Source organism: Cohnella mopanensis, assembly GCF_022352055.1.
Taxonomy (GTDB): Bacteria; Bacillota; Bacilli; order Paenibacillales; family Paenibacillaceae; genus Cohnella; species Cohnella mopanensis.
On the sequence record NZ_JAKRWM010000022.1, the window covers coordinates 1 to 24,937 of the forward strand.

Sequence of the window (24,937 nt, forward strand, 5' to 3'; positions counted from 1 at the left end):
TGCGGTCTGCGGTCTGCGGTCTGCGGTCTGCGGTCTGCGGTCTGCTGTAAGGTGAACAGGGTGCGCTGAGGTATCCGAAAATCAAAAAGAGCCCTACAGCACAAGGCCGTGGACTCTTTCAAGTCGTCTTATTGAAGTTACATGGCGGGGAGAGAGGGATTCGAACCCTCGCACGCATGACACGTCTACTCCCTTAGCAGAGGAGCCCCTTATAGCCACTTGGGTATCTCCCCATGGCTCCCCGAACAGGACTCGAACCTGTGACAACTCGATTAACAGTCGAGTGCTCTACCAACTGAGCTATCAGGGAAAGTTTCAAAAGCGACAAGTAATAATTTATCATGGTTCGAAAATGAAGTCAAGCATTTGAACAATGTTTTTTTAATCTTTTTCAAAACTAATTTTCCGCGCAAAAAATCAAGAAATAAATGGCAGGAATTCATTGACAGCATCATCCTTTAAATGTTATTTATTGATTAATAAATCAAATTCAATAACAATTTCGATTAAAGGAGTCGATGCCGACGTGAGCCCCAAAGAGGAAGTCGTAGCAAGCCGGAAAGAACAGATCATTAACAGCGCAGCAGCCTTGTTCGCCTCTCAGGGTTACTACAAAACAACGACCGCCCATGTAGCGGAAGACGTTGGAGTTACCCAGCCTTATGTATTCCATTTCTTCAAATCCAAAGAACAGCTGTATCTTGCCGTATTAGAAAGAGCGTATGTAAGAATGATGAACGCCTTCTTCACGGTAGAAGCCCCTCCCGAGGAGCTAAGCATGCAAATGGGCAAAGCGTTTAACGGATTGCTGGAAACTCACAGGAACGAAATGCTGCTGCTTATGCAGAGCTTCACGACGCCCGAGCCGGCCATTCGCGAATTCGCCAAAGAAAAGTATTCTTTGATCTATGACCGTCTACTGGAAAGGTTTCAGAAAGCCGAAATCCCTAATCCGCAATGGGCGGCGAGCACGTTTATCTCATGCGGCCTGATCGTCACGTTGTCGGAAGTGCTGGAAATGCCGAAGTTATCGCCTTGGTCATCCGACCTCGTTTAATCGAGGTTTTCCGCAGCTTGTATTTATTTATCAATAAATCAAGATAATCAAAGCGGTAAGAATTTAATGCTACTAATCATTTATTTATTAATAAATAAAATATAAAAGGAGAGATTAACCATGTTTACACCCGCACGCGTACGTTTATTGTTCGTCACCTGCATCGCTTTGTTCATGGCCATGCTCGATAATCTGGTGCTCGGAGTAGCCCTCCCTTCTATTCAAAAGGATCTTGGCGCTACCTTGTCCGACCTGGAATGGTTTATGAACGCTTACACCCTTGCTTTCGCCGTCCTGCTCATTCCATTCAGCGTATTGGGCGACTCGATCGGAAGGAAGAAGGTGTTCTTAAGCGGGGTCGTCATTTTTACGCTTGGTTCGTTATTGTCCGGACTTAGCGACAGCTCCATGGAATTGATACTCTCAAGAGCGTTGCAGGGAGTAGGAGGCGCCGCTATCGTACCGCTCAGCTTGACGTTAGTGAACTCCGCCTTTCCGCCTGAGAAAAGAGCCGCAGCCATCGGCTTATGGTCGGGAATATCGGGTCTTGGCCTCAGCGTCGGTCCGCTCGTAGGGGGATTGATCATGGAAGGCGCGCCCTGGCAGGTTATATTCTACGTGAACGTACCTGTAGGTGTTATAGCGTTCGTTCTCGGGTTAAAATGGCTCGGAGAGTCGCGCGGAGTTCGCAAGCCGCTCGATCCCGTTGGCGTACTCCTGCTTACATCGGGATTGTTCGGCATTATTTTCGGCTTGGAGAGGGGAAATTCGGAAGGTTGGGGTACACCCATCGTATACGGCTCATTAGCTCTTGGCGGCTTGTTGCTCGTCCTGTTCTATTTCTGGGAGAGAACGCGTCAAAATCCGTTCGTGCGCTTCGATCTATTCCGAAGCAGAGCTTATACCTTCTACACGTTCGCTGGCTTCTGGATGAACGCCGGAGTATTCGGGGCTATATTCCTGCTCACCTTGTTCCTGCAGCAAGCACAAGGAAATACGCCGCTTGGGGCTGGAGTTAAAGAGATGGCCTGGACGACGATGACGATGATCGCCGCACCGTTAGCAGGTCTAGCCATCAGCCGGTTCGGGAATCGGACCGTTCTGCTCTTCGGACTGTTATTCCAAGCCGCCGCGCTTGCCTGGTTCGCGTTGATTATTCAATCGCAAGGCTTCGACTTCCCGTTCGTCTACATCTTAGGTCCAATGATGTTGGCGGGAACCGGCATGGGACTCAGCTTCACTCCGCTCTCTCACGGTCTGATCTCCTCGGTTCCGGAAGACGCGTCCGGGGAAGCAAGCGGAATGGGCAATGCTACTCGCGAACTAGGCGGAGTATTCGGCATCGCGATCAGCGGATTGATCTTTCAGTCGGGCGAGGCAATCCGGTCTCCTCAAGATTTTGCCGATCATATCGTTCCTAGCCTTAGCGTCGGCGCCCTCATGATGGCTATTGCTTTCCTTGGGATCGCTTTGTTCGTAAAAACCAAAGCTCGCGCAGCCTCTCCGGAAGAGCTTTCTCCGCAAAAACCATCCAAGCCGGCAGACTCCACGATTTAAATCGGCTTTTGCCCGGTCGAAATTAGGTGCCAACCGTCGGCTCAGTTTGCTGCTGTACCTGTAGTAGCTTGAGCCGGCCGCGGCAACGTCCGCACGCATACTTACGAGGGTCCGTACGCCGTTTGCGAGGATAATTCATTCCGCATGCCTGACACACGAGCAAGTACTTCACGGGAAGCCTCCTGGACGCTCCAGGCAGCGGACGGCAGTGACGCGTTGCGCCGACCTCGGCCAGCAACTGCTTGAAATCCGCATCCCGGTGCTGGAATCCTTTGCGTTGAAGATGCAAATGATAATGGCAAAGCTCGTGCTTAATAATGGCTTCCGTCTCTTCTTCGCCGTGAACGGCCAGTTGGTGCGGGCTAATCTCGATATTATGGCTCTTCGTGAAATAACGGCCGCCCGTTGCCCTTAGCCGCGAATTGAAAGAAGCGCGATGCAGGAACGGCCTGCCGAAAAAGGTCAGAGACACCCGCTCTATCCATTGTTGTAGCTCCTGATCGTTCATTTTCCATCCTCCCTGCTTGACCTACTTGAATTGTAGACTCGGATTGGGCTACACTGTCAAGTAGAAATGGTTGAGGGGAGTCCGTATCATATGCCTGAAATGTCATACGTTCTATTGCAGCAAGAAGATGGAGAGCTCCAGTTCGTGGAGATGCCCGCTTCCCATGCTTACCAATTAAGCGCCTTGAATTTACGTCTTCATAAAGAATTGTCCAAATTAACCGCGGACAACGTCCCGCAGCTCCCTAAAGCGATAGCGGAATTCCGCGCATTGGATTTGCTGGATGAGAACCAATCGCCGATCGGCGGCCTAACTTACATTAATGAACTGGAACAAACCTTCTCCTCGATTCGGGAAGGCTCCTATCCGCTAATCTCGTTATTAACGGAAATTCGGGCTCTGCAAGCGCAGCTTGAGCAATGGTATGAAGATGAGGATATGCTGTAAACATCTATCCGCCTAGGACCTGCACGGTCATCCGCCTAACCCCATATGCTATTCATACAGCATGTGATAGGGGAGGAGGACGACTTCGATGCCTCAATGGCTTTGCAACCAGCTCATGTCGGCATTCCAGAAAAAAGACCGTAGGCAAATTCGTCTGCTAAACGATTGCTGGTTTTATTACCGAGCCAAACCCGATAAATCCAAGGAAACCAAAGATACAATAGGGTTCAACCCGTGAACGATCAAAAAAAGAGCTTCTCACCCGCCAATGCTGGCAGGATCGAAGCTCTTTTTTGCTGTTTACAGGGTGAAATCATTCCATCTAACAACTTCGTCAACCGTTAACCGAACGGACGGATGTCCTTCTTTCGCGGCTTTGCCGATCGCGATCAGCATGATCGGAATATACCGCTCGCCGATTCCGAACGCCTCTAAGAACTTCTCCGCGTCGTAACCGCCCATAGGCACCGTGTCGTAGCCTCTCGCTTTGGCCGACAGCATCAGTTGCATGGACACTAGACCGCCGTCCGTATAAATAATTTTACGTGCGACATCCGGAGGTAAGGAAGAGTACATTTGCGTCGTTCTGGAAATAAAAGCATCTTTTGTCGCTTCAGGCATATAACCCGCTTCATGCGCACGATTATAGATCGTCTCGACAAGCTTGTAGCTTTCTAAGTCGCCAAGCACCGCAATGACCGCTGAAGCTTCTGCAACCTGCTGTTGATTGTACGCGATCGGAAGCAGCTTATCCTTCAACTCTTGGGAATCGATAACCAGAAACCGCCAAGGCTGAACGTTAGACGAGGAGGGCGCGCGTAAAGCTTCCGTAAGCAATTCCGTCATGTCTTCCTTGGAAATCTTAAACGTAGGATCGTAATTCCTTACGGAGCGGCGTCCATTGACGACTTCCGAGAATGTTGCATTCGACAAAACTTGTGTTGTTGTCATTGTTCATTCCTCCAATTCAAATGTTAAACTGAGACAAAACTACCACAGTTAATGAAACAAAAAACCTCATGGCCTGAAAGATAAAGATATTCCGTACACTGGCCGCCACTCGCTTTGCTTAGAATTCCCGACTTCAATCTGTGTTATTTCAAACACAGTTAGAACTAAAAAAAACGAATGACTGTGGCAAAGTTCCCTCGGAAATCAAAACCCGGTTAACTGTTGCGTATATTGCACAGTATAAATCGGTCAACTTGAAATGTCAACTGCTCAAATTCCCAATTTCATCTAGCGTAATTCCCTTGCAGTTATGGGCTCGTTCAGCGATGTCACCGATAGAATACCGACTCAGCACCTCTAGAATAGAACGGTCCATTTCCCTGGTCAACTCGCAAAAAATAACATTCATGTCCTTACCGAACGCATGCGATCCCGTCGTCTCCTTGATCCCGAGGGAGAGCAGATCGCTCACTTGCAATACGGAATAGACTTCCGCTAACGACACGGAATACGGGTCTTTACTTAACCGGTACCCGCCATCCCGACCTTCGCGGGTTTCCAATATTCCACCCTTGGCGAGATTAGCGAGAATTCGCCGTAACAAAGTCGCTTCAGATTGAAGCTGAACGGCTAACTCAGCGCTTGGACAAGTTTTGATGTTGTCTTTGGATAAAATGACAAGCGCTTGCAGCGCTAATCCAAACCATTTGGGATGATGGGATCCGACACATTTTTCCGGCTTCATTTTATCGCCTCCGATTGCTTGAATTGTATCGAACTATTGCCGCAAGAACAAGAGGTAAATGTAAACGTATCCTCTATAACGAAGCCCGAGGCGGCTAGATGTCCGCTCGGGCCCGGATAGAGTTAAGGTTGGCGCATCGTCAGGCTGACTCTGCCTTTTTTCAAATCGGAACCGAGCACCCAGACCGTTACCGTATCTCCAACCGCTACGACTTCGGTAGGATGTTTGACGAATTTGTTGCTAATCTGGGAAATGTGCACAAGACCGTCGTTCTTAATGCCGATATCGACGAAAGCGCCGAAATCGACCACGTTCCGAACCGTCCCTTTCAGCTCCATTCCCGGCTTCAAATCTTCGATATCCAGAACATCCGTGTGGAAAATCGGAGGCGGCAGTTCATCGCGGGGATCACGGCCCGGACGCTGCAAGCTGTCGATAATGTCACGAAGCGTCGGAATACCGACATCGAGCCTTGCGGAAACTTCTTCAAGCCGGATTTCCTTTAATTTATCTTTAAGCGTTTCAGTACCGATATCCGTTAATTTCACTCCGAGATCCTTGAATAACTTACCGACGACATCATACGATTCCGGATGGATCGGCGTGCGGTCGAGCGGGTTTTTGCCATCGGAGATGCGTAGAAACCCTGCGCACTGCTCGAAGGTTTTGGCGCCGAGCCTCGGAACTTTCTGAATTTGCGAACGTTCGACGAACTTCCCTTTCTCCTCGCGGAGCTTCACGATATTGCGGGCCATCGTTGCATTAATGCCCGACACGTAAGACAGCAACGACGGAGAGGCCGTATTCACGTCCACGCCGACGTGGTTAACCGCGGATTCGACGACTCCCGACAAGCTCTCGTCCAATCTTTTCTGCGTGACGTCATGCTGGTATTGTCCTACGCCGATCGCTTTCGGCTCGATCTTAACGAGCTCAGCGAGCGGATCCTGCAAACGGCGGGCGATGGAAACCGCGCTCCGCTCGGACACGTCCAGCTCGGGGAACTCTTCCGCCGCCAGCTTGGATGCGGAATAGACGCTCGCTCCAGCCTCGTTAACGATAAGATATTGCAGGCTGCGCTCGGGCATAGCATGGATGATGCCGACAACGAACTGCTCCGTCTCCCGCGAGCCCGTTCCGTTGCCGATGACGATCAGTTGAATGCCATATTGGTTAATCAACCGCCGGAATACGACTTCCGCCTCGGCTTTCTTATTGTGCGGAGGAGTCGGGTAGGTGACTGCGACTTCCATCAGTTTGCCCGTATCGTCCACGACCGCCAGCTTACAGCCTGTCCGGAAAGCCGGGTCGACTCCAAGCACGACGCGACCTTTAACAGGAGGTTGCAATAGCAGATTACGCAAGTTTTCCGAGAAGATGCCGATCGCATGCTCCTCCGCCCGCTCGGTCAATTCGCCGCGAAGCTCACGCTCGATAGAAGAGGCAATTAGCCGCTTATATGCATCCTCCGCGGATGCAGCAAGCGTATCCCGCGTAACTGACGGCCCTTTTAACGTCCTGCGGTTAAGTTCCTCGACGATCCGTTCCGTCGGAACGTCGATCGATACGGACAGAATCTCTTCCCGCTCGCCGCGGTTCATCGCCAGAACCCTATGGGGAGGCAACCGCTTCACCGGTTCGGAATATTTGTAATACATCTCATAGACGGATTCCGCTTCCGCATCCTTCGCTTTGCTGAGTAACGTCCCTTGATCCCAAGTGAATTTACGGACCCAACGGCGAATGTCCGCGTCGTCGGCGATTCCTTCAGCCACGATATCCGATGCGCCCTGAATGGCATCCTCGGGAGTTGGCACTCCTTTATCTGCATTCACATATTTCGTTGCCTCGCCCAACAAATCGCCTTGTCTAGGCTGAGAGAGAAGCCACTGCGCTAACGGTTCAAGTCCGCGCTCTTTGGCGACACTCGCGCGGGTTTTCCGCTTTTGCCGGTATGGCCGATAAAGATCCTCGACTTCCTGCAGTTTCGTTGCCTTCTCGATGGCCGCCTGAAGCTCTGCGGTCAGTTTGCCCTGCTCGTCGATCAGGCGAATGACTTCGCCTTTGCGATCCTCAAGCCCCTTCAAGTAAGTGCGACGATCATCGATGGCGCGTAATTGCACTTCATCGAGCTCGCCGGTCATTTCTTTGCGGTATCTCGCGATAAAAGGAATCGTGTTCCCGTCGTCCAGAAGAGACGCCACGGTTCTGACTTGCCCTAAGCCAAGCGATAATTCGCCGGCGATCTGCTTCAACATTCGTTCCTGCGAAGTGTGTATTGCCGTTTCGTTGCCAACGCTCATTAATAAGTGCCTCCCGCTACTATATACATCCTATTATTATGTAGTTGTTTCCAGCCTTAATCAAGCAGCCTTATGACAACAACAGCTATTTCAAAGACCAACGACATTGAGGCAATCGCCGACGCGGGCTCATTAGTGCCGTGTGGCGGCACTAATACACTGGAAACCCTGCTCGCGAGCTCATTAGTGCCGTGTGGCGGCACTCTTACGCCGGAAACCCTGCTCGCGAGCTCATAAGTGCCGTGTTGCGGCTCTATTACGCTGGAAACCGTGGTCGCTTGCTCATTAGTGCCGTGTGGCGGCACTCTTACGCCGGAAACCCTGCTCGCGAGCTCATGAGTGCCGTGTGGCGGCACTATTACGCTGGAAACCCTGCTCGCAAGCTCATTAGTGCCGTGTTGCGGCACTATTACGCTGCAAACCCTGCTCGCGAGCTCATTAGTGCCGTGTGGCGGCACTATTACGCCGGAAACCCTCCTCGCGAGCTCATTAGTGCCGTGTGGCGGCACGATTACGCCGGAAACCCTGCTCGCGAGCTCATTAGTGCCGGGTGGCGGCACTATTACGCTGGAAACCCTGCTCGCGAGCTCATGAGTGCCGTGTGGCGGCACTATTACGCCGGAAACCCTCCTCGCGAGCTCATTAGTGCCGTGTGGCGGCACGATTACGCCGGAAACCCTGCTCGCGAGCTCATTAGTGCCGGGTGGCGGCACTATTACGCTGGAAACCCTGCTCGCGAGCTCATTAGTGCCGTGTGGCGGCACTATTACGCTGGAAACCAGTCTCGCGAGCTCAATAGTGCCGTGTGGTGGCACTTTACGCTGAAACCACTCTAGCGAGCTCATTAGTGTCGTGTGGCGGCACTATTATGCTGGAAACCCTGCTCGCGAGCTCATTAGTGCCGTGTGGCGGCACTATTACGCCGGAAACCCTGCTCGCGAGCTCATTAGTGCAGTGTGGCGGCGCTATTACGCTGGAAACCCTGCTCACGAGCTCATTAGTGCAGTGTGGCGGCGCTATTACGCTGGAAACCCTGCTCACGAGCTCAATAGTGCCGTGTGGCGGCACTATCACGCTGAAACCACTCTCACGTGCGAAATAGTACCATAGCGAACCGCTATCCCCTCACTTACCGTAAAAAACGCCTCCCCGGCATTGGAAGCCCGGGAGAGGCGACTTATGAATTATGGTTGATTAGATCGCCCAGTTTCCTTTGCGGAAGACCGGCACGACCGTTCCGTCGGCCTGCACGCCATCGATGTCCATTTCCGCGGAACCGATCATGAAATCGACATGCGTAATGCTAGAGTTGACGCCATTGCTCGCCAGTTCTTCCGGAGACATATGCTTGCCGCCTTCGACGTTAAAGGCATACCCGCTTCCGATAGCCAGATGGTTCGAAGCGTTCTCGTCGAATAACGTGTTAAAGAAGAGCACGTTCGACTGCGAGATCGGGGATTCGTGCGGAACGAGCGCGACTTCGCCTAAGTAATGCGAGCCTTCGTCCGTATCCACCAGCTGTTGCAAAATATCCTGCCCCTTCTCCGCTTCGGCGCGGACAATCCGGCCTTTCTCGAAGGTGATCTTGAAGCCATCGATAATATTGCCTCCGTGGCTTAACGGCTTCGTGCTCGATACGTATCCGTTCACGCCCGTTTTCTCCGGAACTGTAAATACTTCTTCCGTAGGCATATTGGCCATGAACGGAATGTTGTTCGCGTTCGTGCTGCTAGCCGCAACCCATATGTGTTTCTCAGGCAAGTCAATCGTAAGCTCCGTTCCCGGCGCCGTATAACGAAGCGTACGGAAGTGCTTCTCATTAAGTATATCGCTCTTGTGGTGAAGAGTCGCATTGTGCTCTTCCCAAGCTTTAACCGGATCGGGAGCATTCAAGCGAACCGACTTGAAGATCGCTTCCCATAGCTGATCTACCGCGTGCTGCTCCGAGTCGCTGTTCGGGAACACCTTAAGCGCCCAATCTTTCGTCGAAGCCGCGACTACCGTCCAGCTTACTTTATCCGCTTGAATCGCTCTTCTGAATTCAGCAAGCCCTTGACCGGACGCCTTCTGATAATTGCCTATGCGCTTGGAGTCGATTCCTTTCAGCAAATCCGGATTCGGCGAAATGATCGAGATGAACGCGGCGCCATTGGCTACGAATGCGTTTCTTTTGGCCGTTTCCCATTCCGGGAACCGTGTAAACACATCATCCGCCGCCTTCTCGTACTTCAGACGGGATAACGTCTCGTCAATCCAATCCACATGCACGTTGCTAGCTCCGGCTTCGTACGCTTTACCCGCAACTAGACGAACGAGGGTAGCCATTTCGACCGAACCCGTAATAAACACCTCTTGGTTCTCTTGCACGTTTACTCCGATTCTAACGATGAGTTCCGCATATTTTTCAAGTTGTTCGTTCAATGTTGTCATATTCAAACCTCTCCAATCTCGTCGTAAAGTCACAAAAACGACAGGAAACCGCTCTCGCAGCCCCTGTCTCCGTATGTTCAAAAATCAATTAATCCTACGCTGATCTGCAAAGCTTCATCCACTTTGCGCATCGTTTCGTCGTCCAAATGCGTAATTTTGTCCGTTAAACGTTGCTTGTCGATCGTCCGTATTTGTTCCAGCAGGATAACCGAATCCCGCTCCATGCCATGGGTTTTCGCTTCGATTTCGACGTGGGTTGGCAACTTCGCTTTCTGGATTTGCGCCGTTATGGCCGCTACGATGACCGTCGGACTGAATCGGTTGCCGATATCGTTCTGAATAATCAGAACCGGGCGCACTCCGCCCTGTTCCGATCCGACGACCGGCGACAAATCCGCATAGAAAACATCCCCGCGTTTCACAATCAAAGTTTACACCCCGCTCACAAGGCGACCGAGTATATTTTCCGCATCCTCTTCCGCGTGAAACGCTTCAGAGGCCATATGCAGATTGATCTTAGCCATTTCCAAATACCCGCGCTGCATCGCGTCGCGAATTAACCGCTTCTTGCGATCAACCAGGTAGTGCTTCATCGCCTGGCGAATAATCTCGCTGCGGTTCGTGTTTTCCTTGGCGACGACAAAGTCGACTTCGCGCAACAAATGATCCGGAAGACTGATCATAATGCGTTTCGTATTGTGTAAATTGGCCACCGAACGGACACCCCCAAAGATTTTCCAACAAGCACCCTATTTCCCAGTATGCATGAGTTAGCTTAGAAATATACGATTTCGCGGTCATTCATCTTACCGCCCTTTGGCGGCGACATAGTCGTACTAATAATAATTCGATAGACGGATTTAACAATCCTGCCTTTACGGGGCAGAAAAAACCTTCCAATATTATCCTAATATCGGATTAACAACCGAGACGATCTCCCCGCCGCTTCTGTAAATACGCGGAACCCGCGCCGCCAACATGCAGATCAATTCATAAGGAATCGTGCCTAGTTTGGCTGCGACCTCTTCGGCAGTAAGAACGGCGTCTCCTTGCCGACCAATCAGCACGACCTCTTCTCCGGGTTGAATCTTCGGGCTGTCGGACGTTTCCGCTTCATTCAGACGGACCATGCATTGATCCATGCAAATCGTACCCAACACAGGAACCCTGCGTCCACGGACAAGCACTTCCGCTTTACCGCTTAACATTCGGCTAAAGCCGTCCGCATAACCGATCGGAAGGGTGCCGATAGTCTCCTCGCCTTGCGTAAAATAGCGAGTACCGTAGCTGATGCCCTCTCCAGCCGGCAGGTTCTTGATATGCACGACGGATGTTTTCAAAGAAAGTACCGGTTCTAATCGCAAATGTTCGGTATTCACTTCATCGCTTGGATATAGACCGTACATGCTGATGCCTAACCGTAACATTTGACCTACATGCTCTGGCAAATCGATTCCCGCGGCGCTGTTGCCGCTGTGAATGATGGAAATCGGCAGCCCGGAACGGCGTACGTAATCTACCACGCCTGCAAATCGCTCGATCTGAAGAAGCGTATACGCTTTATTGTCTTCATCCGCGCGAGCATAATGGGTGAACAGACCTTCTACTTCCAATTGGGGAATTGAGAAGGCTCTCTCCAGAAAACGCTCCGCTTGTTGACCCGGCAGCAAACCCAGTCTACCCATACCGGAATCGATCTTGATATGCGCCTTTAATTTACGGCCGGATGCGCTCGGAGGAAGACTCTCTACCTCATCTAACATTTGATCTCGATATAACGTAACGGTAATGCCTTGCTCTCTAGCGAGCAAATAACCTAGCGGAGGCGTATATCCCAACACCAGAATAGGAGCGTCGATTCCTGCGGCCCGCAATTGCAACGCCTCATCCAGGAACGCGACCCCCAAGTAATCGGCGCCGGAAGCCACCGCTCTTCTTGCAATCTCTACTGCCCCGTGCCCGTAAGCATTCGCCTTGACCGATGCCAACAATTTGGTGCCAACGGCTAAATGTTCACGGAAAACCCCGATATTACGATCAAGGGCGTCTAGGGAAATCTCGGCCACGGTTGGCCGGTAATAACAGTCCACGGACCGTTCACCTACCCTGCTGCGAAAAGCTACAATAAAGTAATGTTACCGGGAGGAGGGGGTACTGTCAACGTTATTCAAGCAGGCAACCTTTTCCTTCTTGGAACAGATCAGGGCCGATCAGGAAGCGATCGGCCCTGTTTGACCTGTCTTATTTCCCAGAAGATTGCTCCATCGTTTGCGCGATGCGAATCATATCTTCCTCAGGCAAATCTTGCGAGCTTAAGCGATATTCCACGCCATCATTGCTCCACGTGAGCGTTTTCGTCTCGCCTTCCGTCAAATGCCCGAGCGTAAAGCCAAGATCGCGTACGAGCCCCGCACTTAACGTGACTGCCCTATCCTTGGCTACCATCTCCACGATCGTGAAGTCGTAGCTGCCCGAGTAGCGAAGCATCACGCCTTGAGAATCCCCAATCTGCAGATCGCTATGATCCTGAAGCTCCACGCCGGCAGGCAGAGCCTCCGCGTCCGGCTCTATCATCGAGAAGCTAACCGGCTCGGCAGGCATCCCGGTTCCATCCGGCTGCGCGGAAGTCTCATCGCTCGGCGTTACCGTAGCTTCCGGAGAGGAACTGGCATTCGGCGCTGCCGAAGAATCGGGGCTCGCGCTACCCTCTCCGGTATCGGAAGGCTTCGCATTCGGCGCTATTCCCATGTTCTTATTCATGTCGAACGCCGATTTATCGAACTTCTTATCGAAGTTGAACGAGTCGAAGGCGACCTCGACCATCTTGTTGCCGTTCGCGTCCGATACCTCTACATGGCTTGGCGCATAAGTCTTCTGATCCAACCAGATCTTCTGGCGGGCGAACGAACCGTTCTGATAGTTTCCTGCCATTACGTCGAATACGTAGCTATCCTTGTCCGTCGTGAACTGTCTGGAGTTATCCAGGAGAATGCTCTTCGCTAATGTCTGGAACAAGTACACTTGGCCTTGGTTGTCCGGCCAGTCGCTTTGGAACCGGTAGCTCTTGTTGAGCTGCGGCGTCAGAACGAACACCCCTTCTTCATTGCGTAGAACGATTTGCGTGATATCCCTCTTAGCGTTAGTTAATGAAATGCGATACAAATCCGGTTTCTGGTACCATACCTCGACTTTGTACTCAAGCGGCTGCTGTCCTGTATGTAATGTCATCGTACCGCTGCCTTCATAACTCTCCATCTTGGTTACGACTTTGTCCAGGTCCTTCACGATCGAATCCGCATTTTTGCTCCCGCAACCGGCCAAGAAGATGACCGAGAATAGGGCAATAGCGGTGATCCATGAAATCCGACGACGCATGCGATCCACCCCTCTGCACATTAATAATTCCATGGTTCATTTCTATGAGGGGACTTGACCAATTATGCAGACGAGTTCCGGCTTGGACGAGAGACAAGATATTTGACAATAATAATCGGCAGGAATGTCATCAAAGGATGATCTTTGCCCGGGTAATTGAAAAGCCTTGCCGGTTTATATATACTAACCCTATCGTTCATACGAAGGAGCTGGTAACGATGGCAATAAACGATTGTCGGAATAGCACAGCTCATGCAAAGCCTGTTCAAGGGGCGATACTTTGCATGGGCGAAACGTTGGTCAATTTTGAATCGCCCGTATAAATAGTCATCGTTTCTAGTCATGGGCTTTGCACCTTATTTCCCGCAAAAATTACGGATAAGGGGCTGTAAGCTATGCAAAAACCATTTATTAGAAACCATCAATATAACTTGATAAAAAAACAGGCACGTCTTGTGCAAAATGCATTACGGACGGTGTCCGACCGCAATGTCATCCAATCCGTCAGGGAAGGTGCTGAATACACGATTGCCGAGCAGTTCCGGGAGCCGGAGCAGCGTGAGAGGGTCCAGGGTATTTCTCTGTTGGAGACGTCGGAGCAACTTGAAGCGTACCTCCGGGAGTTGGAGCTCTATCTGCTGGAATTTCCGGAGCTGACGGAAATTCAGATACGCAAGCTGTTCCCGAAGAACAAGAAGCTGAAGGTTCCCGATCTTAAGCAGATGGACCGCCGGTACATGTCCTATCTAAGCTGGATGGATATCGCCACGAATAAGCTGTTCATGGTTTATCCTGTAGACGGCCAATTCGTCGGCCTGGAAGGCAGATACACCCCAATCAATAAACAAGGCTACTGCTTTATCTGCAACAAACAGGAGGAGCTCGCCCTGTTCTCAGCCCTCTCGAAAAAGAGGCCGGAGAAGTCCTCACCAGACTACTATAAAACGGTAGGCAATTATCTGTGCACGGATAGTCAGGCGTGTAATGAGAATATGACCGACCTGTCTGCTTTGGAGAGATTCATAGCGTCCGTTATGGCCTAAGCCATCATTGAGCAACTCTTTGGCTTGTAGTTGATTGTAAACATGAAAACCATTGAATCCATATGCGCGGTCTCTGCATACGGTTCAATGGTTTTTTGCTTCTTGCAAACAGCATTATTGAAATTACTTTTCTTGGCGGATATAATGCTAAAAATAGGCTCTAGGTTATTGGAGGATACGAGACGATATGACGATCTATATCGCATTGATAAGAGGGATTAACGTCGGAGGAAATAATAAGGTTCCTATGGCCGAGCTTAAAAAGGCCTATGAAGCCATAGGCCTTAATCGAGTCCAAACCTATATCCAAAGCGGTAATGTGCTATTCGAGTCGGAGGAAAGCGCGAATATGCTACGTCCCAAGCTTGAGCAAGCGATAGAGGAGACTTTCGGCATCAACGTCACCGTCGCCTTGAGATCCGCCGAACAATGGGAACGGATCGTTGCGAATTGCCCCTATGGCAGAGAAGCACTATTAGAAGGCGCGAGCATTCAAGTCACCGTATTAACCGAACCTCCATCTCCGAAAGCCATTGCCGCACTGGAAGCGAGCAAGGACGTCGATGAGTACCATATCCATGGACTGGAAATTTACTTCTTGTTCCGACGAAGCATGCTTGATTCCAAGCTTGCCAAAAGCCTCACTAAGTTAGGGAATACCGCTACCTCTCGCAATATGAACACGATGAATAAATTAGCGGAGCTGGCTAAGAAAATGTAAACGATGCATGCTTAATAGAGGCTGCCTAATGAACGGCAGCCTCTTCCTTATCCTTAACCCGTTTATTTAAATGAAGCATACCCCTGATCGACCATGACGACGCTTCCGTTAATGGCTTCAGCTTCCTCTAGGGAAACCAAGTACACGGCATTCGCAACCGTCTCCGGTTTCGTCAACTCGCCACCCATAACCTTCGCGCGCATGCTGTCCAGCATGCCGCTATCCTTAAATCCCTGAATGATCGGCGTATCTACGGCTCCGGGAGCTACAGCAATAACCCGAATGCCATGCGGAGCTAATTCCAATGCCGCCGATTTGCTCATCATAATGACTGCGCCTTTAGTGGCATGATAAGCAAACGTACCCGGAGAAGCCAGGAATCCGAATACGGACGCCGTATTAATGATTACGCCCCTAATTCCGAGTTCCTTCATCTTATTACCCGCCGCGATAATGCCATAGGCAACGCCATGCTGATTCACCGCGATCGTTCTATGGTACAGATCCATATTTTGCGACAGAACCGGTCCCGCTCCACCGATTCCGGCATTATTGTACATCACGTCGATACGGCCATATAACTCGACCGCTTTATTCACTAACGCTTCGACATCCGCTTGATTGGATACATCCACCTTTACGAACGACGCCTCGCCGCCTTTGTCCTGAATCAGCTTAACCGTTTCTTGCCCGCCGGCTTCGTTATAATCCGCCACGACCACTTTATCGCCTTTGCTGGCGAATTTGAGGCTGGCTTCCCGTCCGATTCCGCTAGCTCCACCCGTAATAACCGCTACTCTTTGCGTAGTCAATTGAATGACCTCCTGATGTATGAAATGGTTGAATGGATTGTTGCTTGGCATGTACAACTTCCTTGCTTGCCTTCATTGTACTCTCGATCTATGATTATTAAAATTTAAGCTTTCTAAACATTCATTAAGATAGACTAAAGGATTGATGCCGGAATGCAGCTGGATCAACTAACGTTCGTCGTGGAAATCGCCAAAACAGGTTCATTGACCGCAGCCGCGAACAACATGCATGTTACGCTCTCCGCCGTCAGCCAATCCCTCTCGAATCTCGAAGCGGAACTTGGCATCCCTCTATTCGTCCGCTCGCGCCTTGGAGCGACGCCGACCGCGGAAGGACAAGAACTCATTAAAAAAGCCTTCGAAATCGTAAATAAAACAAAAGAACTGAAGGAGCTTGCCGCCAGCTATTCCACTACGCAGACGGGAGAGCTTCGACTCGCCGCCTTTCCCGGCCCTTTACTGCTCGCCATGGATGCCATCATCGACTTCAAGCAGGCATATCCATATATTCGCTTGGAAATTCACGAGAAAAGCATTACCCAGATCATTGAAGATGTTCGCCATGGAAATACCGATCTGGGCCTTATCATCATGTTCGAGCCTATGCAGCATAAAGTATCCGGGTTAAGCTACGGTCGCTTGATGGAAGGCAGAATGGTCGTTGCCGTCAATCGGGATAGTCCGCTTGCGCTAAGGAAATCGGTTACGTTGGAGGAATTAAGGCACGAACCGCTCGTTCTGTACGACGACGAGCAGTTGAAATGGTTTATGGAGCGCTATCAATCGATTTTCGATCCGGCTAACTTGTTATTTTACACAAATAATACCGCAGCCATTAACAAGGCTGTCAAAGACGGCATGGCTTCCACCATAGGACTTCATTTTTCGTTCCTTAACGAGCCGTCGATCCAGAACAGGGAAATCGTCACCGTTCAATTAGATATTCCCGATAGGCTTCCGGTATATTTGGCATGGGTTCGTGCGGAGGGCAAACATTTCCCTAAAGCATCTGAATTGTTTATCCAGAAATTAAAGCATCGCTTAGAACAATACGACTAACACAAAAACGCAACGGCTGCCGATCGCGGCAATCGTTGCGTCATTCATATCTCGTTTTACAGCCGATCCAGCTCCCGCTCGATTTCGTCCAATTGGTCCTCTCCGAATACCTTGATGCCATGCTTGCGCAATAGCTCGGCCGTCGTCCCTTCCCCGGGCACTTTCCTATCCGTGAACGTCCCGTCGTAGATGAACAAGCTGCCGCAGGACGGACTGTCTTGCTTCAGAATGGCGACCTCTACCCGATGCTCTAGCGCTAATTTCAATGTCGCTTGAGCCCCTATCTCGAACGGTTACGTTACATCGATGCCCGTTCCGGTGACGACGCGGTTCCCTTGCCTCTGCGCATCCGGTCGGGGAGTGGGCAACCCTCCGACTACCTCGGGACAAATATGCACGAATCGCCCTTCCTCGTACCATCTTAGAAAACGCGAGTCGAGACAAGGAACATCCCCGTTGTCGTATCTGACTTTATGCCCTAACAAGCAAGCACTGACCAATACTTTCCGAGCCATGGCATTCCCCTCCGTTATAGGTCATCTTGAAGAGACTTCTAATAAGGGTATTCTCCATATCCGTTCTAATTCCTTTAATTCCCATGTGAATTATATAATTTAAATGCGTCCGTTATCGTTTTCAAGACACGACCGTCTCCCTCATCGCTCTACTTTGCATCTGTACCGCCACGAACACCACAAGGAACAACACCATAAAACCCGCAGCATAGCGGTACATGACCGCATAGTCGGACACCGCCGAGATCGCTCCTAGAATGAAAGCACCCGCGGCGACTCCTAAGTCCGTGGAGTTGTAGAACATGCTATTGGCCATTCCATACTGCGCTTGCGTCGAAGAGCGAAGCATCCATGCTTGCAGCGTCGGTTGAATCGCACCGAAACCAAGCCCGTACAGTAAAGCCGATACGATAAGCATAGGCATGGTCGTCGCGAAGGAAAGTACGGTCAAGCTCGCAATCACGCATAGTACGGCAGGGATTAGAACGGCGGCAGGACCTCTTCTATCGAACAATTTACCGGATATTGGACGGATAACAATAATCGTAATCGCATTGAAAAGGAAGAAGAGACCCACCTGCTCCAGATGCATTGATTCCCCGAACAATGCGATAAAGCTCAACAATCCTCCATAAGTTACGGCGAGCAACACATTCAGAAAAGCTGGAAATAATAATTTCTTATTAAATGGCGGTTTGGATGGAGATCCTGTATTCGAGACCTCACCGTTCGAAGATCGAAGCTTCTGAGGGCTCGGCGGAATCGCCCGAGACAGCAGAAGGATAGGGAATGATAACAGAAGCGTTACCGTCCCGATCGTGGCCAGCATCCCGAACCCCGAAGCCTTCATCACATTCAGGCCGATCATCGGTCCAATCGACATCGCAAGGCTAGTCGATAAGCCGAAGTAGCCTATCCCTTCCCCCATTCTTCTACTCGGAATGATCTGCGACACCAATGTCGGAACAATCGTGCTGGCCATCCCGAAGCCGACTCCGTAGCCCACGCGCATTAGCAGCAAAGATCCGATCGAATCTGCCAATACGTATATGCAGGTTATGAATGCGGCAATTCCAAGACCTATATATAGGAGTACATTGCGATGAACTTTTCTCATTAGCATAGCGGTCAGGAACCGGGTAGCGATCGCAGTTATCGCGAATATGCTCGTTACCAGGCTGACCATCATGTCGCCGACATGAAACTCATCCTTCACATACGCCGGGAAAGACGCCAGCAGCATCTGCAAATTAAGGAATAACAATAAAGAACTTATCGTTAACGCGAGAAAGGATTTCGTCCATAGTCTAGGTTGTTGATCTTGTTGCGGCACGGTTAATCTCCTACTCTCTTTCTGTAATTTCGTTCACATGGCTGCCGATTCTAATCATCAGCTTCATCAAGGTTTCGTACTCCTCTACGGAAATACATTTCTTGATCACTTCGTCCACGTGTTTCTCGATCGGAATCGTCTCTTGAATCAGACTTTTCCCCTTGTCCGTTATATAGACTTTGAAGGAACGACGGTCATTCTCTCCAATCTGTTTGTAGACAAGTCCCTTCTGCTCTAAGTGATCCAATATTCTCGTTGTCGTCGGCCTGTCTTTGCCCGATCGTTCCGCGATATCCTTCTGGATCTGTCCTTCCCTCATGTCGACTTGATACAGAACTGACCATTGTTCCGGAGTAATGTCGTACTCCTTTAATCCGTTCTGGAACAACGACGATAACTTACGATACGTGTTACCCATTAAGAATCCTATCGATCGATTCAGATCGTATGGATTTGCCGTCATCTCGACTCTCCCCCTATCAAGGCTAATTGATCTTCTCTCATTTAGTTGTTATAACAATTATATTCACTGCAACTAATTTTGTAAAGACGCGAAAACAAAAAACCATCCCGCATGCCGGTGCGGAATGGCTGTATAGCTTGCATTTAAGTGCAAATAAGTTAGGGTTTCGATAGATAAAAAGGCTTATATATTTCTTTCTTAACGTAGTTTTTCTTCGTATACGGGAGTTCTCCGATGCCGGCGGAGCGTACCGTTCTCACGACCCAGCCTTTGCGATAAGGGCGAGGATCGTCGGACGGGTCAATGCTGCTTTCAGCGTCTTCTGGATGCAGTTCCTGAAGAACCTCGGAAGCAACCGAGACGGTATAGGGTAACGGCTTGGAAGAGACGAGCCGGCAATGGAGCATAAGATCGTTCCTGGAAAACTCGATTTCGATGCGAATATCGGCTCCATGCGTATTCTCGAACTTCAGATCCTTCCTCCCGTACAAATAAGTCGCATCCAAGCCAAGCCCGATAAACCGTTCCTCTCCCCAAAGGTCGGTGCTGTGATTGTGCTTCTCCAAGATTGCCAGATTAGCTTGCAAAGCCGCATTGAAGAGCAAAGTGCTAATTAAGCATGCTCCCCCGCCCACGACGTATTCGATCCGCCCCCGAACGAACATCGGCCCTCGGCGGAAGCCTTGCTCCTCTGTGGTGCCCTTGAAATATCTCCTTAGGGAGAAAACTTCCCCAGGCCGAACGATGACTTGATTGACGAGTTCGCAGCCAAGTCCCATATTATGAAATCGGCTATGGTTAACTTCCTGCAAATCTTCGCGCCACTTCATCTGGATGTTGATTTCAGACAAAACGCATTCGTTGTGCGCTGCCGGCTCTTCCACTTTTCGTATTTTCGAGAACCGGAAATACCACCCTCGCAATACGCTTCGCGCATCATCCAAGAGCAATCTTGCCCTGAGGAACTTAATTAAAGGTTTGGATCGGACTTCGGACATGGACGAGAAAACCTCCTAAAGAAAATGACGGCCTGATGGTTATTGGGAGAAAAAAGTAGCCAAACGATCGATCCCTTCCTTGTAAGCGTTCGATGAGAAGGAAAGCCTCAGCGAATCGGGCATTCCGAAATCCGAGCCCGGAACGGTCGCCACCCCTGTCGATTGAATGATCCGGGTTGCCAGTTCTAAACTCGTAACGATGCCTTGACGTTGCATATAAGAGGAGCAATCCAGCGTAATATAGAAACTTCCCTTTGAACGGTTAACGATGACGTCCGATGTGGACTTGAACCGTTCGACCGTATAATCGCGGCGATCGCGATACAGATTGACGAGCTGATCCACTTCGTCCGGAAGATCTAGCGCAGTAATGGCCCCATGCTGAACTACGGGATCTAAAGTCAGCATCGTATGATGTTGGACGACCGTCAACGGTTCAATCAACGACTCGGGCACGATGCAGTATCCTACGCGGCGAGCGTACATGCGGTATCCTTTGGAGAATGCATTCGTCGTTATGAAGACGGATCGGGTCTTTCCGAGCTGCACGGACGAGATCGATTCGGAGTCGAAGTTCATGTTGGCGTAGATTTCGTCATGAATGATGGCGGCTTGCCCATTCACGATGGCGTCCATCTCCAGCATCTCGTCACGAGAAACAATATTGCCGAGAGGGTTGCCGGGGGAATTGATAACGACTACCCGGGTCCGCGGCGTAACATTATCCCGAAAGGACTGCATATCCACCGCCATCGTGTTCGGATCAATGCGGTAATATCGAATCTTAGCTCCAGCCAGCAAGGCGGAAAATCGATACAGCGAATAGTACGGTGAGGGGAGCAGAACTTCGTCCTCATGGTTAAGCAACAATTGAAACAAATTGCGGAAAATAGAGCTTGTACCCGCACCGATGATAAAGCGCCGGGAAGGAATATCGACATCATATCGATCCCGATAATAAGCCGAAAGCTTCTCTCTAAGCTCCGGCAGTCCCGCCGGGAACACTTGCGAGCTTAATCTGAAATCTCCTAGAGTTTCCTCCATCTTTGCTACGATTCGCGGATGAAGCGGCAGTTCCGACTTTCCAAGCGTCATCCGAATGACATCCTTGCCATCTCGTTCCAGATCATAAGCAATCTGATCGAGTACGAACATCAAGAAACGCTGTTCGTAGAAATCGATATCCGTCCTCAGTTGCACGCAATGATCCCCCTATGAATAAAATGAGAATTTTTTAATAATTCATATCTATCTAACGTTCCTTATTTACCAAAAGTTACAAAATAGGATCGCAAATATAAAAAAAAGCCCCTGGCTTGACGGCAAGCCGGGACTGTATAATGCAGACGGTTATCAAGTTATTATATTTATTTTAATCGAAACCGCGTTTATAGAAGATCCCTATCGAAATCTTGGAGCACCACAATGAGGCTAACGTGAATACTACCCCCCAGAAAATCGCGGGAATATGCGTAACGTCGCTTAGGCTTGCCGCATCTCCCGCGGCGCCCGGATCTTGTATCGCGATCGACAAAATAATCAAAGAGCTGATGACGGATTCTACTAGACAGATGAATGCCAATAACAAGTAGTACCCCTTAAGCAAACCCGGCCGCTTGAGCAAAATCACGCCGACGGTAACCGCCGCAAAGCCGCCGCACCAAGCCATGCCGTACCCGTTGCGGACGAACAGCGCAAGTCCTAAACCCGCGACGAGCGCAATGATAATCAAGCCTATTTTTTCTTTTTTGCGATAATGCAGGTAAAACAAAAGCACCGTGAATAGAGCGGAGCCGATATAACCAGCCAGCGAGATCGGAACCGACATCCAATGATTGGCATAAGCCGTATACGTTACGCCGCTCTGGTCGGAATAAAGATGAATATAGCGTACGTCGCCTGACAGAATCAAAGTGGCGAGCGCATGGAACAATTCATGAATTAATGTATCTACGTTCCGAAAAAATTCGGAAAACGGGATTAACCGGGTTAGAAAAGCGGATATCGTTAGAAATATCGCTACCCTTAGCCATGATTTCATGTGAAACTCCTCTTTCCGAGATGTTGTCTTCCTTCATTCGACACAATCTGTTAGATTATACCACCCCCGACTCTCGTAAACTAGCATAAACAAGAAGACGCCTTAACTGCCGATCGCGGCAGCCAGGGCGTCTTCATCGTCTCATGCCAAATACGGCACAAGCTTGCTCTGCTTCATTCTCTTACTTCTTACTTCGATTCACTTGATTTCTTCTCGATTTTCACAGTTGCACTCGCGTTGTAAGGCTCAGAATGATCGTTCCCCGCCAAAGTGAGCCTAATCTCGTTATCCCCGTCGTTCAGAAGGGAAGCATCCACCACGAACGGACCATTGGCCATGATCGGGCCTTTAAGACCGTTGTTCACGTAGAAGTGAATGTGCCCTTCTCCATACTGGTGCGCTTGGCCGTAATGCTCTTGAGAGAAGGTCAAATCCGTGTTAACGATCAGGGAATACTGATCCCCGTCTTGCTGAAGCGTCGCTTCGAGTTGATACTGCTTCTGTTCCGACTCGGGCTTAGCGCTTGCCGATGATGACGGACTTGGGCTGCTGTCCGCCTTTGCAGTCTCGCTAGGCATCGGCATCGAGTGGCCGGACATATCGCTCATCGCGGGCTCCGCTGCCTCATCCCCTTTCGAATCGCAGCCAAACAGTAGGAGGAGCGCCAATAGTGCAATTCCAATGGTACCCGTTCTCAACATCGTAGTCCCTCTCTTCTTATCCACTTAAAATAATCTCTCTGTTACAATAATAGCTAGACATCCTCCGACCTTACATACATCGATGAAAGTATAACGGCCTATTTACTTTGTTCACGAAAGGATTTGGCGAATGATTGATTCCATCGATCTGACGATCATCGATTTGCTCCGGCAAAACTCTAGAATCCAGTGGAAACAAATCGGAGAACATATTCACATGAGCGGACCTGCGGTGGCCAACCGGATTCAGCGCCTGGAGGAATTGGGTATTATAGAAGGCTACACCGTGAAGCTTAACGAGAAGCTGCTAGGCAATCACCATTGCATCTTCATTACGGTAATGATGAAGGACTACGCCCATACGAAATTCAAACAATTCATCCAAACGCGGGACGAAGTCAAAGAAGCCCACCGGGTTAGCGGCGAGCCCTGCTTCATTCTGAAAGTACAGCTTGAGGATCAAGAGCTGCTGGCGCAGCTGTTGGACGAAATTCTCGTGTACGGCCATTACAAGATCAACATCTCCATCGGCCAGGTGAAATAGCGGTTAGCCGTTCAGGCTCCGTTCGGCTTGATTGCGCGTCCGGGAAAAGATACGATAAGGTTGATGCGCAATTCGATACGAAAAGGAGTTCTCTCCATGAACGACTATAAAGCAACCATACAGAATACCATTCAGGAATACTCCGCCCGATTAATAGAGCTTGCTTCATTTATCGGAGCCCATCCGGAACTGGGACATGAAGAAAAACAAGCCTCCGCCTTGCTTGGCGCGGAATTGGAGAAACTGGGATATCAGGTCGAGCGAGGGGTATTAGGCTTAGAAACCGCATTTATCGCGGAGTATCGCTCCAGCAAGCCCGGACCGATCATCGGGTTGCTCGCGGAATACGATGCCCTTCCGGAAATCGGCCATGCCTGCGGCCATCATCTCATCTGTACGATGGCGCTCGGCGCAGCTTCAGGACTTCGGGCGATCGTAGATGACACTGGCGGCACGATCCGAGTGTACGGGACTCCGGCCGAAGAGACGAAAGGCGCCAAAATCGACATGACCGCCGCCGGACTGTTCGACGATTGCGATATCGCGCTCATGGCTCATCCGTACCACGTGTACGAACGTTCCGGGGCTTCTCTCGCCATGGATGCCTTGCAATTCGAATTCCATGGCAAAGCCGCCCATGCCGCGGCCAATCCCGATCTCGGCATTAACGCGCTGGATGCGGTTATTCAATTGTTCAATGCCATTAACGCTATGCGGCAGCAAACCCGATCGGACGCCCGAATTCACGGTATCATTTCCAACGGTGGGCAAGCGCCGAATATTATTCCGGACTATGCGGAAGCCCGGTTTTATGTCCGTTCCGCTACTCGAGCTTACACCGACGAACTCGCACGCAAAGTCACCGCCTGCGCCGAAGCGGCCGGGATCGCGACCGGGTGTAAGCTAACCGTCAGCAACTACGAGTATTCTTACGATGAGCTTCGTACGAACGAAGCGTTATCGGACGCATTCACGAACAATTTGATTGCTAGCGGAATTCCCGAGCAAGACATCCAGCGCGGCCACGACAACGGCTCGCTCGATCTAGGTAACGTATCGCTCCGATGTCCGGTTATCCACCCTTACATCCAAGTCGTCAAACAACCGTACCAGCTCCACACGGTTGAGTTTAGGGATGCCGCGCAGACTCCCCCTGCATTCGAGGCAATGCTATTCGGGGCGAAGATGCTAGCCTATACCGCCAGCGACGTCTTGACGGATCCTCAATTGTTGCAGCGCATAAAGGCAGAGTTCGCGAGTTGAACATGCGAATTGCCATGTGTTAAACGAAGATTTTCTTGAAAAGCGGTTGAGCAGGAGAGTGTTTCTCCTTA

The 24,937-nt window shown here is 50.4% G+C and carries 26 protein-coding genes, 2 tRNA genes and 1 pseudogene; 9 read left to right on the plus strand and 20 right to left on the minus strand.

The window, feature by feature from the left end:
• Positions 1-142: 142 nt before the first annotated feature.
• Together L3D05_RS23125 and L3D05_RS23130 are read right to left on the minus strand one after the other, a co-directional pair.
• A tRNA-Ser gene (locus L3D05_RS23125) sits at positions 143-233 on the minus strand.
• 1 nt (position 234) lies between these two features.
• Positions 235-310, minus strand: a tRNA-Asn gene (locus L3D05_RS23130).
• 216 nt (positions 311-526) lie between these two features.
• Here L3D05_RS23130 and L3D05_RS23135 point away from each other — a divergent pair.
• Complete coding sequence (locus L3D05_RS23135; RefSeq protein ID WP_239618750.1) at positions 527-1,057, plus strand: TetR/AcrR family transcriptional regulator; 531 nt, start codon at positions 527-529, stop codon at positions 1,055-1,057.
• Between the two features lie 120 nt (positions 1,058-1,177).
• Positions 1,178-2,614 (plus strand): MFS transporter, encoded by a 1,437-nt coding sequence (locus L3D05_RS23140; protein ID WP_239618751.1) that lies wholly within the window; start codon positions 1,178-1,180, stop codon positions 2,612-2,614.
• A gap of 22 nt (positions 2,615-2,636) precedes the next feature.
• On the opposite strand, the gene L3D05_RS23145 is transcribed toward L3D05_RS23140, so the two are convergent.
• Positions 2,637-3,122 carry a SprT family protein gene (locus L3D05_RS23145; RefSeq protein ID WP_239618752.1) on the minus strand — a complete coding sequence of 162 codons (486 nt, stop codon included), beginning with the start codon at positions 3,120-3,122 and terminating at the stop codon, positions 2,637-2,639.
• A 90-nt stretch (positions 3,123-3,212) separates the two neighbouring features.
• Between L3D05_RS23145 and L3D05_RS23150 the strand changes: the two genes are divergently transcribed.
• Both L3D05_RS23150 and cmpA read left to right on the plus strand, forming a co-directional pair.
• The gene (locus L3D05_RS23150; RefSeq protein WP_239618753.1) at positions 3,213-3,569 is read left to right on the plus strand and encodes a hydrolase/acyltransferase; all 357 of its coding nucleotides are present in this window, start codon (positions 3,213-3,215) and stop codon (positions 3,567-3,569) included.
• A gap of 88 nt (positions 3,570-3,657) precedes the next feature.
• Positions 3,658-3,807 carry a cortex morphogenetic protein CmpA gene (gene cmpA, locus L3D05_RS23155; protein ID WP_239618754.1) on the plus strand — a complete coding sequence of 50 codons (150 nt, stop codon included), beginning with the start codon at positions 3,658-3,660 and terminating at the stop codon, positions 3,805-3,807.
• Between the two features lie 62 nt (positions 3,808-3,869).
• Here cmpA and L3D05_RS23160 read toward each other — a convergent pair whose 3' ends face one another.
• From L3D05_RS23160 to L3D05_RS23200, 9 genes are all read right to left on the minus strand, one after another.
• Positions 3,870-4,520 carry a nitroreductase family protein gene (locus L3D05_RS23160; RefSeq protein WP_239618755.1) on the minus strand — a complete coding sequence of 217 codons (651 nt, stop codon included), beginning with the start codon at positions 4,518-4,520 and terminating at the stop codon, positions 3,870-3,872.
• Between the two features lie 262 nt (positions 4,521-4,782).
• Entirely contained in the window at positions 4,783-5,265 is a 483-nt protein-coding gene (locus L3D05_RS23165; RefSeq protein ID WP_239618756.1) for an Rrf2 family transcriptional regulator, read from the minus strand.
• Between the two features lie 122 nt (positions 5,266-5,387).
• On the minus strand, positions 5,388-7,568 hold the full coding sequence (locus L3D05_RS23170; RefSeq protein WP_239618757.1) for a Tex family protein: 2,181 nt from the start codon (positions 7,566-7,568) through the stop codon (positions 5,388-5,390).
• Positions 7,569-7,624: 56 nt separating this feature from the next.
• Positions 7,625-8,383 carry a hypothetical protein gene (locus tag L3D05_RS23175; protein WP_239618758.1) on the minus strand — a complete coding sequence of 253 codons (759 nt, stop codon included), beginning with the start codon at positions 8,381-8,383 and terminating at the stop codon, positions 7,625-7,627.
• A gap of 379 nt (positions 8,384-8,762) precedes the next feature.
• Positions 8,763-9,998 (minus strand): aminopeptidase, encoded by a 1,236-nt coding sequence (locus L3D05_RS23180; RefSeq protein WP_239618759.1) that lies wholly within the window; start codon positions 9,996-9,998, stop codon positions 8,763-8,765.
• 77 nt (positions 9,999-10,075) lie between these two features.
• Entirely contained in the window at positions 10,076-10,426 is a 351-nt protein-coding gene (locus L3D05_RS23185; protein ID WP_182299522.1) for a type II toxin-antitoxin system PemK/MazF family toxin, read from the minus strand.
• Between the two features lie 3 nt (positions 10,427-10,429).
• Entirely contained in the window at positions 10,430-10,711 is a 282-nt protein-coding gene (locus tag L3D05_RS23190) for a CopG family ribbon-helix-helix protein (RefSeq protein ID WP_182299521.1), read from the minus strand.
• 189 nt (positions 10,712-10,900) lie between these two features.
• The gene (gene alr / locus L3D05_RS23195) at positions 10,901-12,088 is read right to left on the minus strand and encodes an alanine racemase (RefSeq protein ID WP_239618760.1); all 1,188 of its coding nucleotides are present in this window, start codon (positions 12,086-12,088) and stop codon (positions 10,901-10,903) included.
• Positions 12,089-12,239: 151 nt separating this feature from the next.
• Positions 12,240-13,373 (minus strand): LolA family protein, encoded by a 1,134-nt coding sequence (locus tag L3D05_RS23200; RefSeq protein ID WP_239618761.1) that lies wholly within the window; start codon positions 13,371-13,373, stop codon positions 12,240-12,242.
• 395 nt (positions 13,374-13,768) lie between these two features.
• On the opposite strand from L3D05_RS23200, the gene L3D05_RS23205 reads away from it, so the two are divergent.
• A complete protein-coding gene (locus L3D05_RS23205) occupies positions 13,769-14,416 on the plus strand; it encodes a FusB/FusC family EF-G-binding protein (protein ID WP_239618762.1) in 648 nt (215 codons plus the stop codon).
• A 187-nt stretch (positions 14,417-14,603) separates the two neighbouring features.
• Complete coding sequence (locus L3D05_RS23210; protein ID WP_239618763.1) at positions 14,604-15,137, plus strand: DUF1697 domain-containing protein; 534 nt, start codon at positions 14,604-14,606, stop codon at positions 15,135-15,137.
• A 62-nt stretch (positions 15,138-15,199) separates the two neighbouring features.
• Here the strand turns inward: L3D05_RS23210 and L3D05_RS23215 are convergent, their stop codons facing one another.
• The gene (locus L3D05_RS23215) at positions 15,200-15,949 is read right to left on the minus strand and encodes an SDR family NAD(P)-dependent oxidoreductase (RefSeq protein ID WP_239618764.1); all 750 of its coding nucleotides are present in this window, start codon (positions 15,947-15,949) and stop codon (positions 15,200-15,202) included.
• 153 nt (positions 15,950-16,102) lie between these two features.
• On the opposite strand from L3D05_RS23215, the gene L3D05_RS23220 reads away from it, so the two are divergent.
• Positions 16,103-17,008, plus strand: a complete 906-nt coding sequence (locus tag L3D05_RS23220; RefSeq protein WP_239618765.1) for a LysR family transcriptional regulator — start codon at positions 16,103-16,105, stop codon at positions 17,006-17,008.
• A 56-nt stretch (positions 17,009-17,064) separates the two neighbouring features.
• Here the strand turns inward: L3D05_RS23220 and L3D05_RS23225 are convergent.
• The 7 genes and pseudogenes from L3D05_RS23225 to L3D05_RS23255 form a co-directional block, all read right to left on the minus strand.
• Positions 17,065-17,523, minus strand: a pseudogene (locus L3D05_RS23225) (2-thiouracil desulfurase family protein).
• A 121-nt stretch (positions 17,524-17,644) separates the two neighbouring features.
• Complete coding sequence (locus L3D05_RS23230) at positions 17,645-18,856, minus strand: MFS transporter (RefSeq protein WP_239618766.1); 1,212 nt, start codon at positions 18,854-18,856, stop codon at positions 17,645-17,647.
• Positions 18,857-18,866: 10 nt separating this feature from the next.
• Complete coding sequence (locus L3D05_RS23235) at positions 18,867-19,319, minus strand: MarR family winged helix-turn-helix transcriptional regulator (protein ID WP_239618767.1); 453 nt, start codon at positions 19,317-19,319, stop codon at positions 18,867-18,869.
• 158 nt (positions 19,320-19,477) lie between these two features.
• Positions 19,478-20,317: a VanW family protein gene (locus L3D05_RS23240; protein WP_239618768.1), complete on the minus strand. Its 840-nt coding sequence runs from the start codon at positions 20,315-20,317 to the stop codon at positions 19,478-19,480.
• Between the two features lie 39 nt (positions 20,318-20,356).
• Positions 20,357-21,517: a pyridoxal phosphate-dependent aminotransferase gene (locus L3D05_RS23245; RefSeq protein WP_239618769.1), complete on the minus strand. Its 1,161-nt coding sequence runs from the start codon at positions 21,515-21,517 to the stop codon at positions 20,357-20,359.
• 172 nt (positions 21,518-21,689) lie between these two features.
• Positions 21,690-22,358: a M50 family metallopeptidase gene (locus L3D05_RS23250; protein WP_239618770.1), complete on the minus strand. Its 669-nt coding sequence runs from the start codon at positions 22,356-22,358 to the stop codon at positions 21,690-21,692.
• Between the two features lie 188 nt (positions 22,359-22,546).
• Positions 22,547-23,059 (minus strand): hypothetical protein, encoded by a 513-nt coding sequence (locus tag L3D05_RS23255; RefSeq protein WP_239618771.1) that lies wholly within the window; start codon positions 23,057-23,059, stop codon positions 22,547-22,549.
• A 130-nt stretch (positions 23,060-23,189) separates the two neighbouring features.
• Between L3D05_RS23255 and L3D05_RS23260 the strand changes: the two genes are divergently transcribed.
• Both L3D05_RS23260 and L3D05_RS23265 read left to right on the plus strand, forming a co-directional pair.
• Positions 23,190-23,603: an Lrp/AsnC family transcriptional regulator gene (locus tag L3D05_RS23260; RefSeq protein ID WP_239618772.1), complete on the plus strand. Its 414-nt coding sequence runs from the start codon at positions 23,190-23,192 to the stop codon at positions 23,601-23,603.
• A 96-nt stretch (positions 23,604-23,699) separates the two neighbouring features.
• Positions 23,700-24,866 (plus strand): M20 family metallopeptidase, encoded by a 1,167-nt coding sequence (locus tag L3D05_RS23265; RefSeq protein WP_239618773.1) that lies wholly within the window; start codon positions 23,700-23,702, stop codon positions 24,864-24,866.
• Positions 24,867-24,937: the final 71 nt, after the last annotated feature.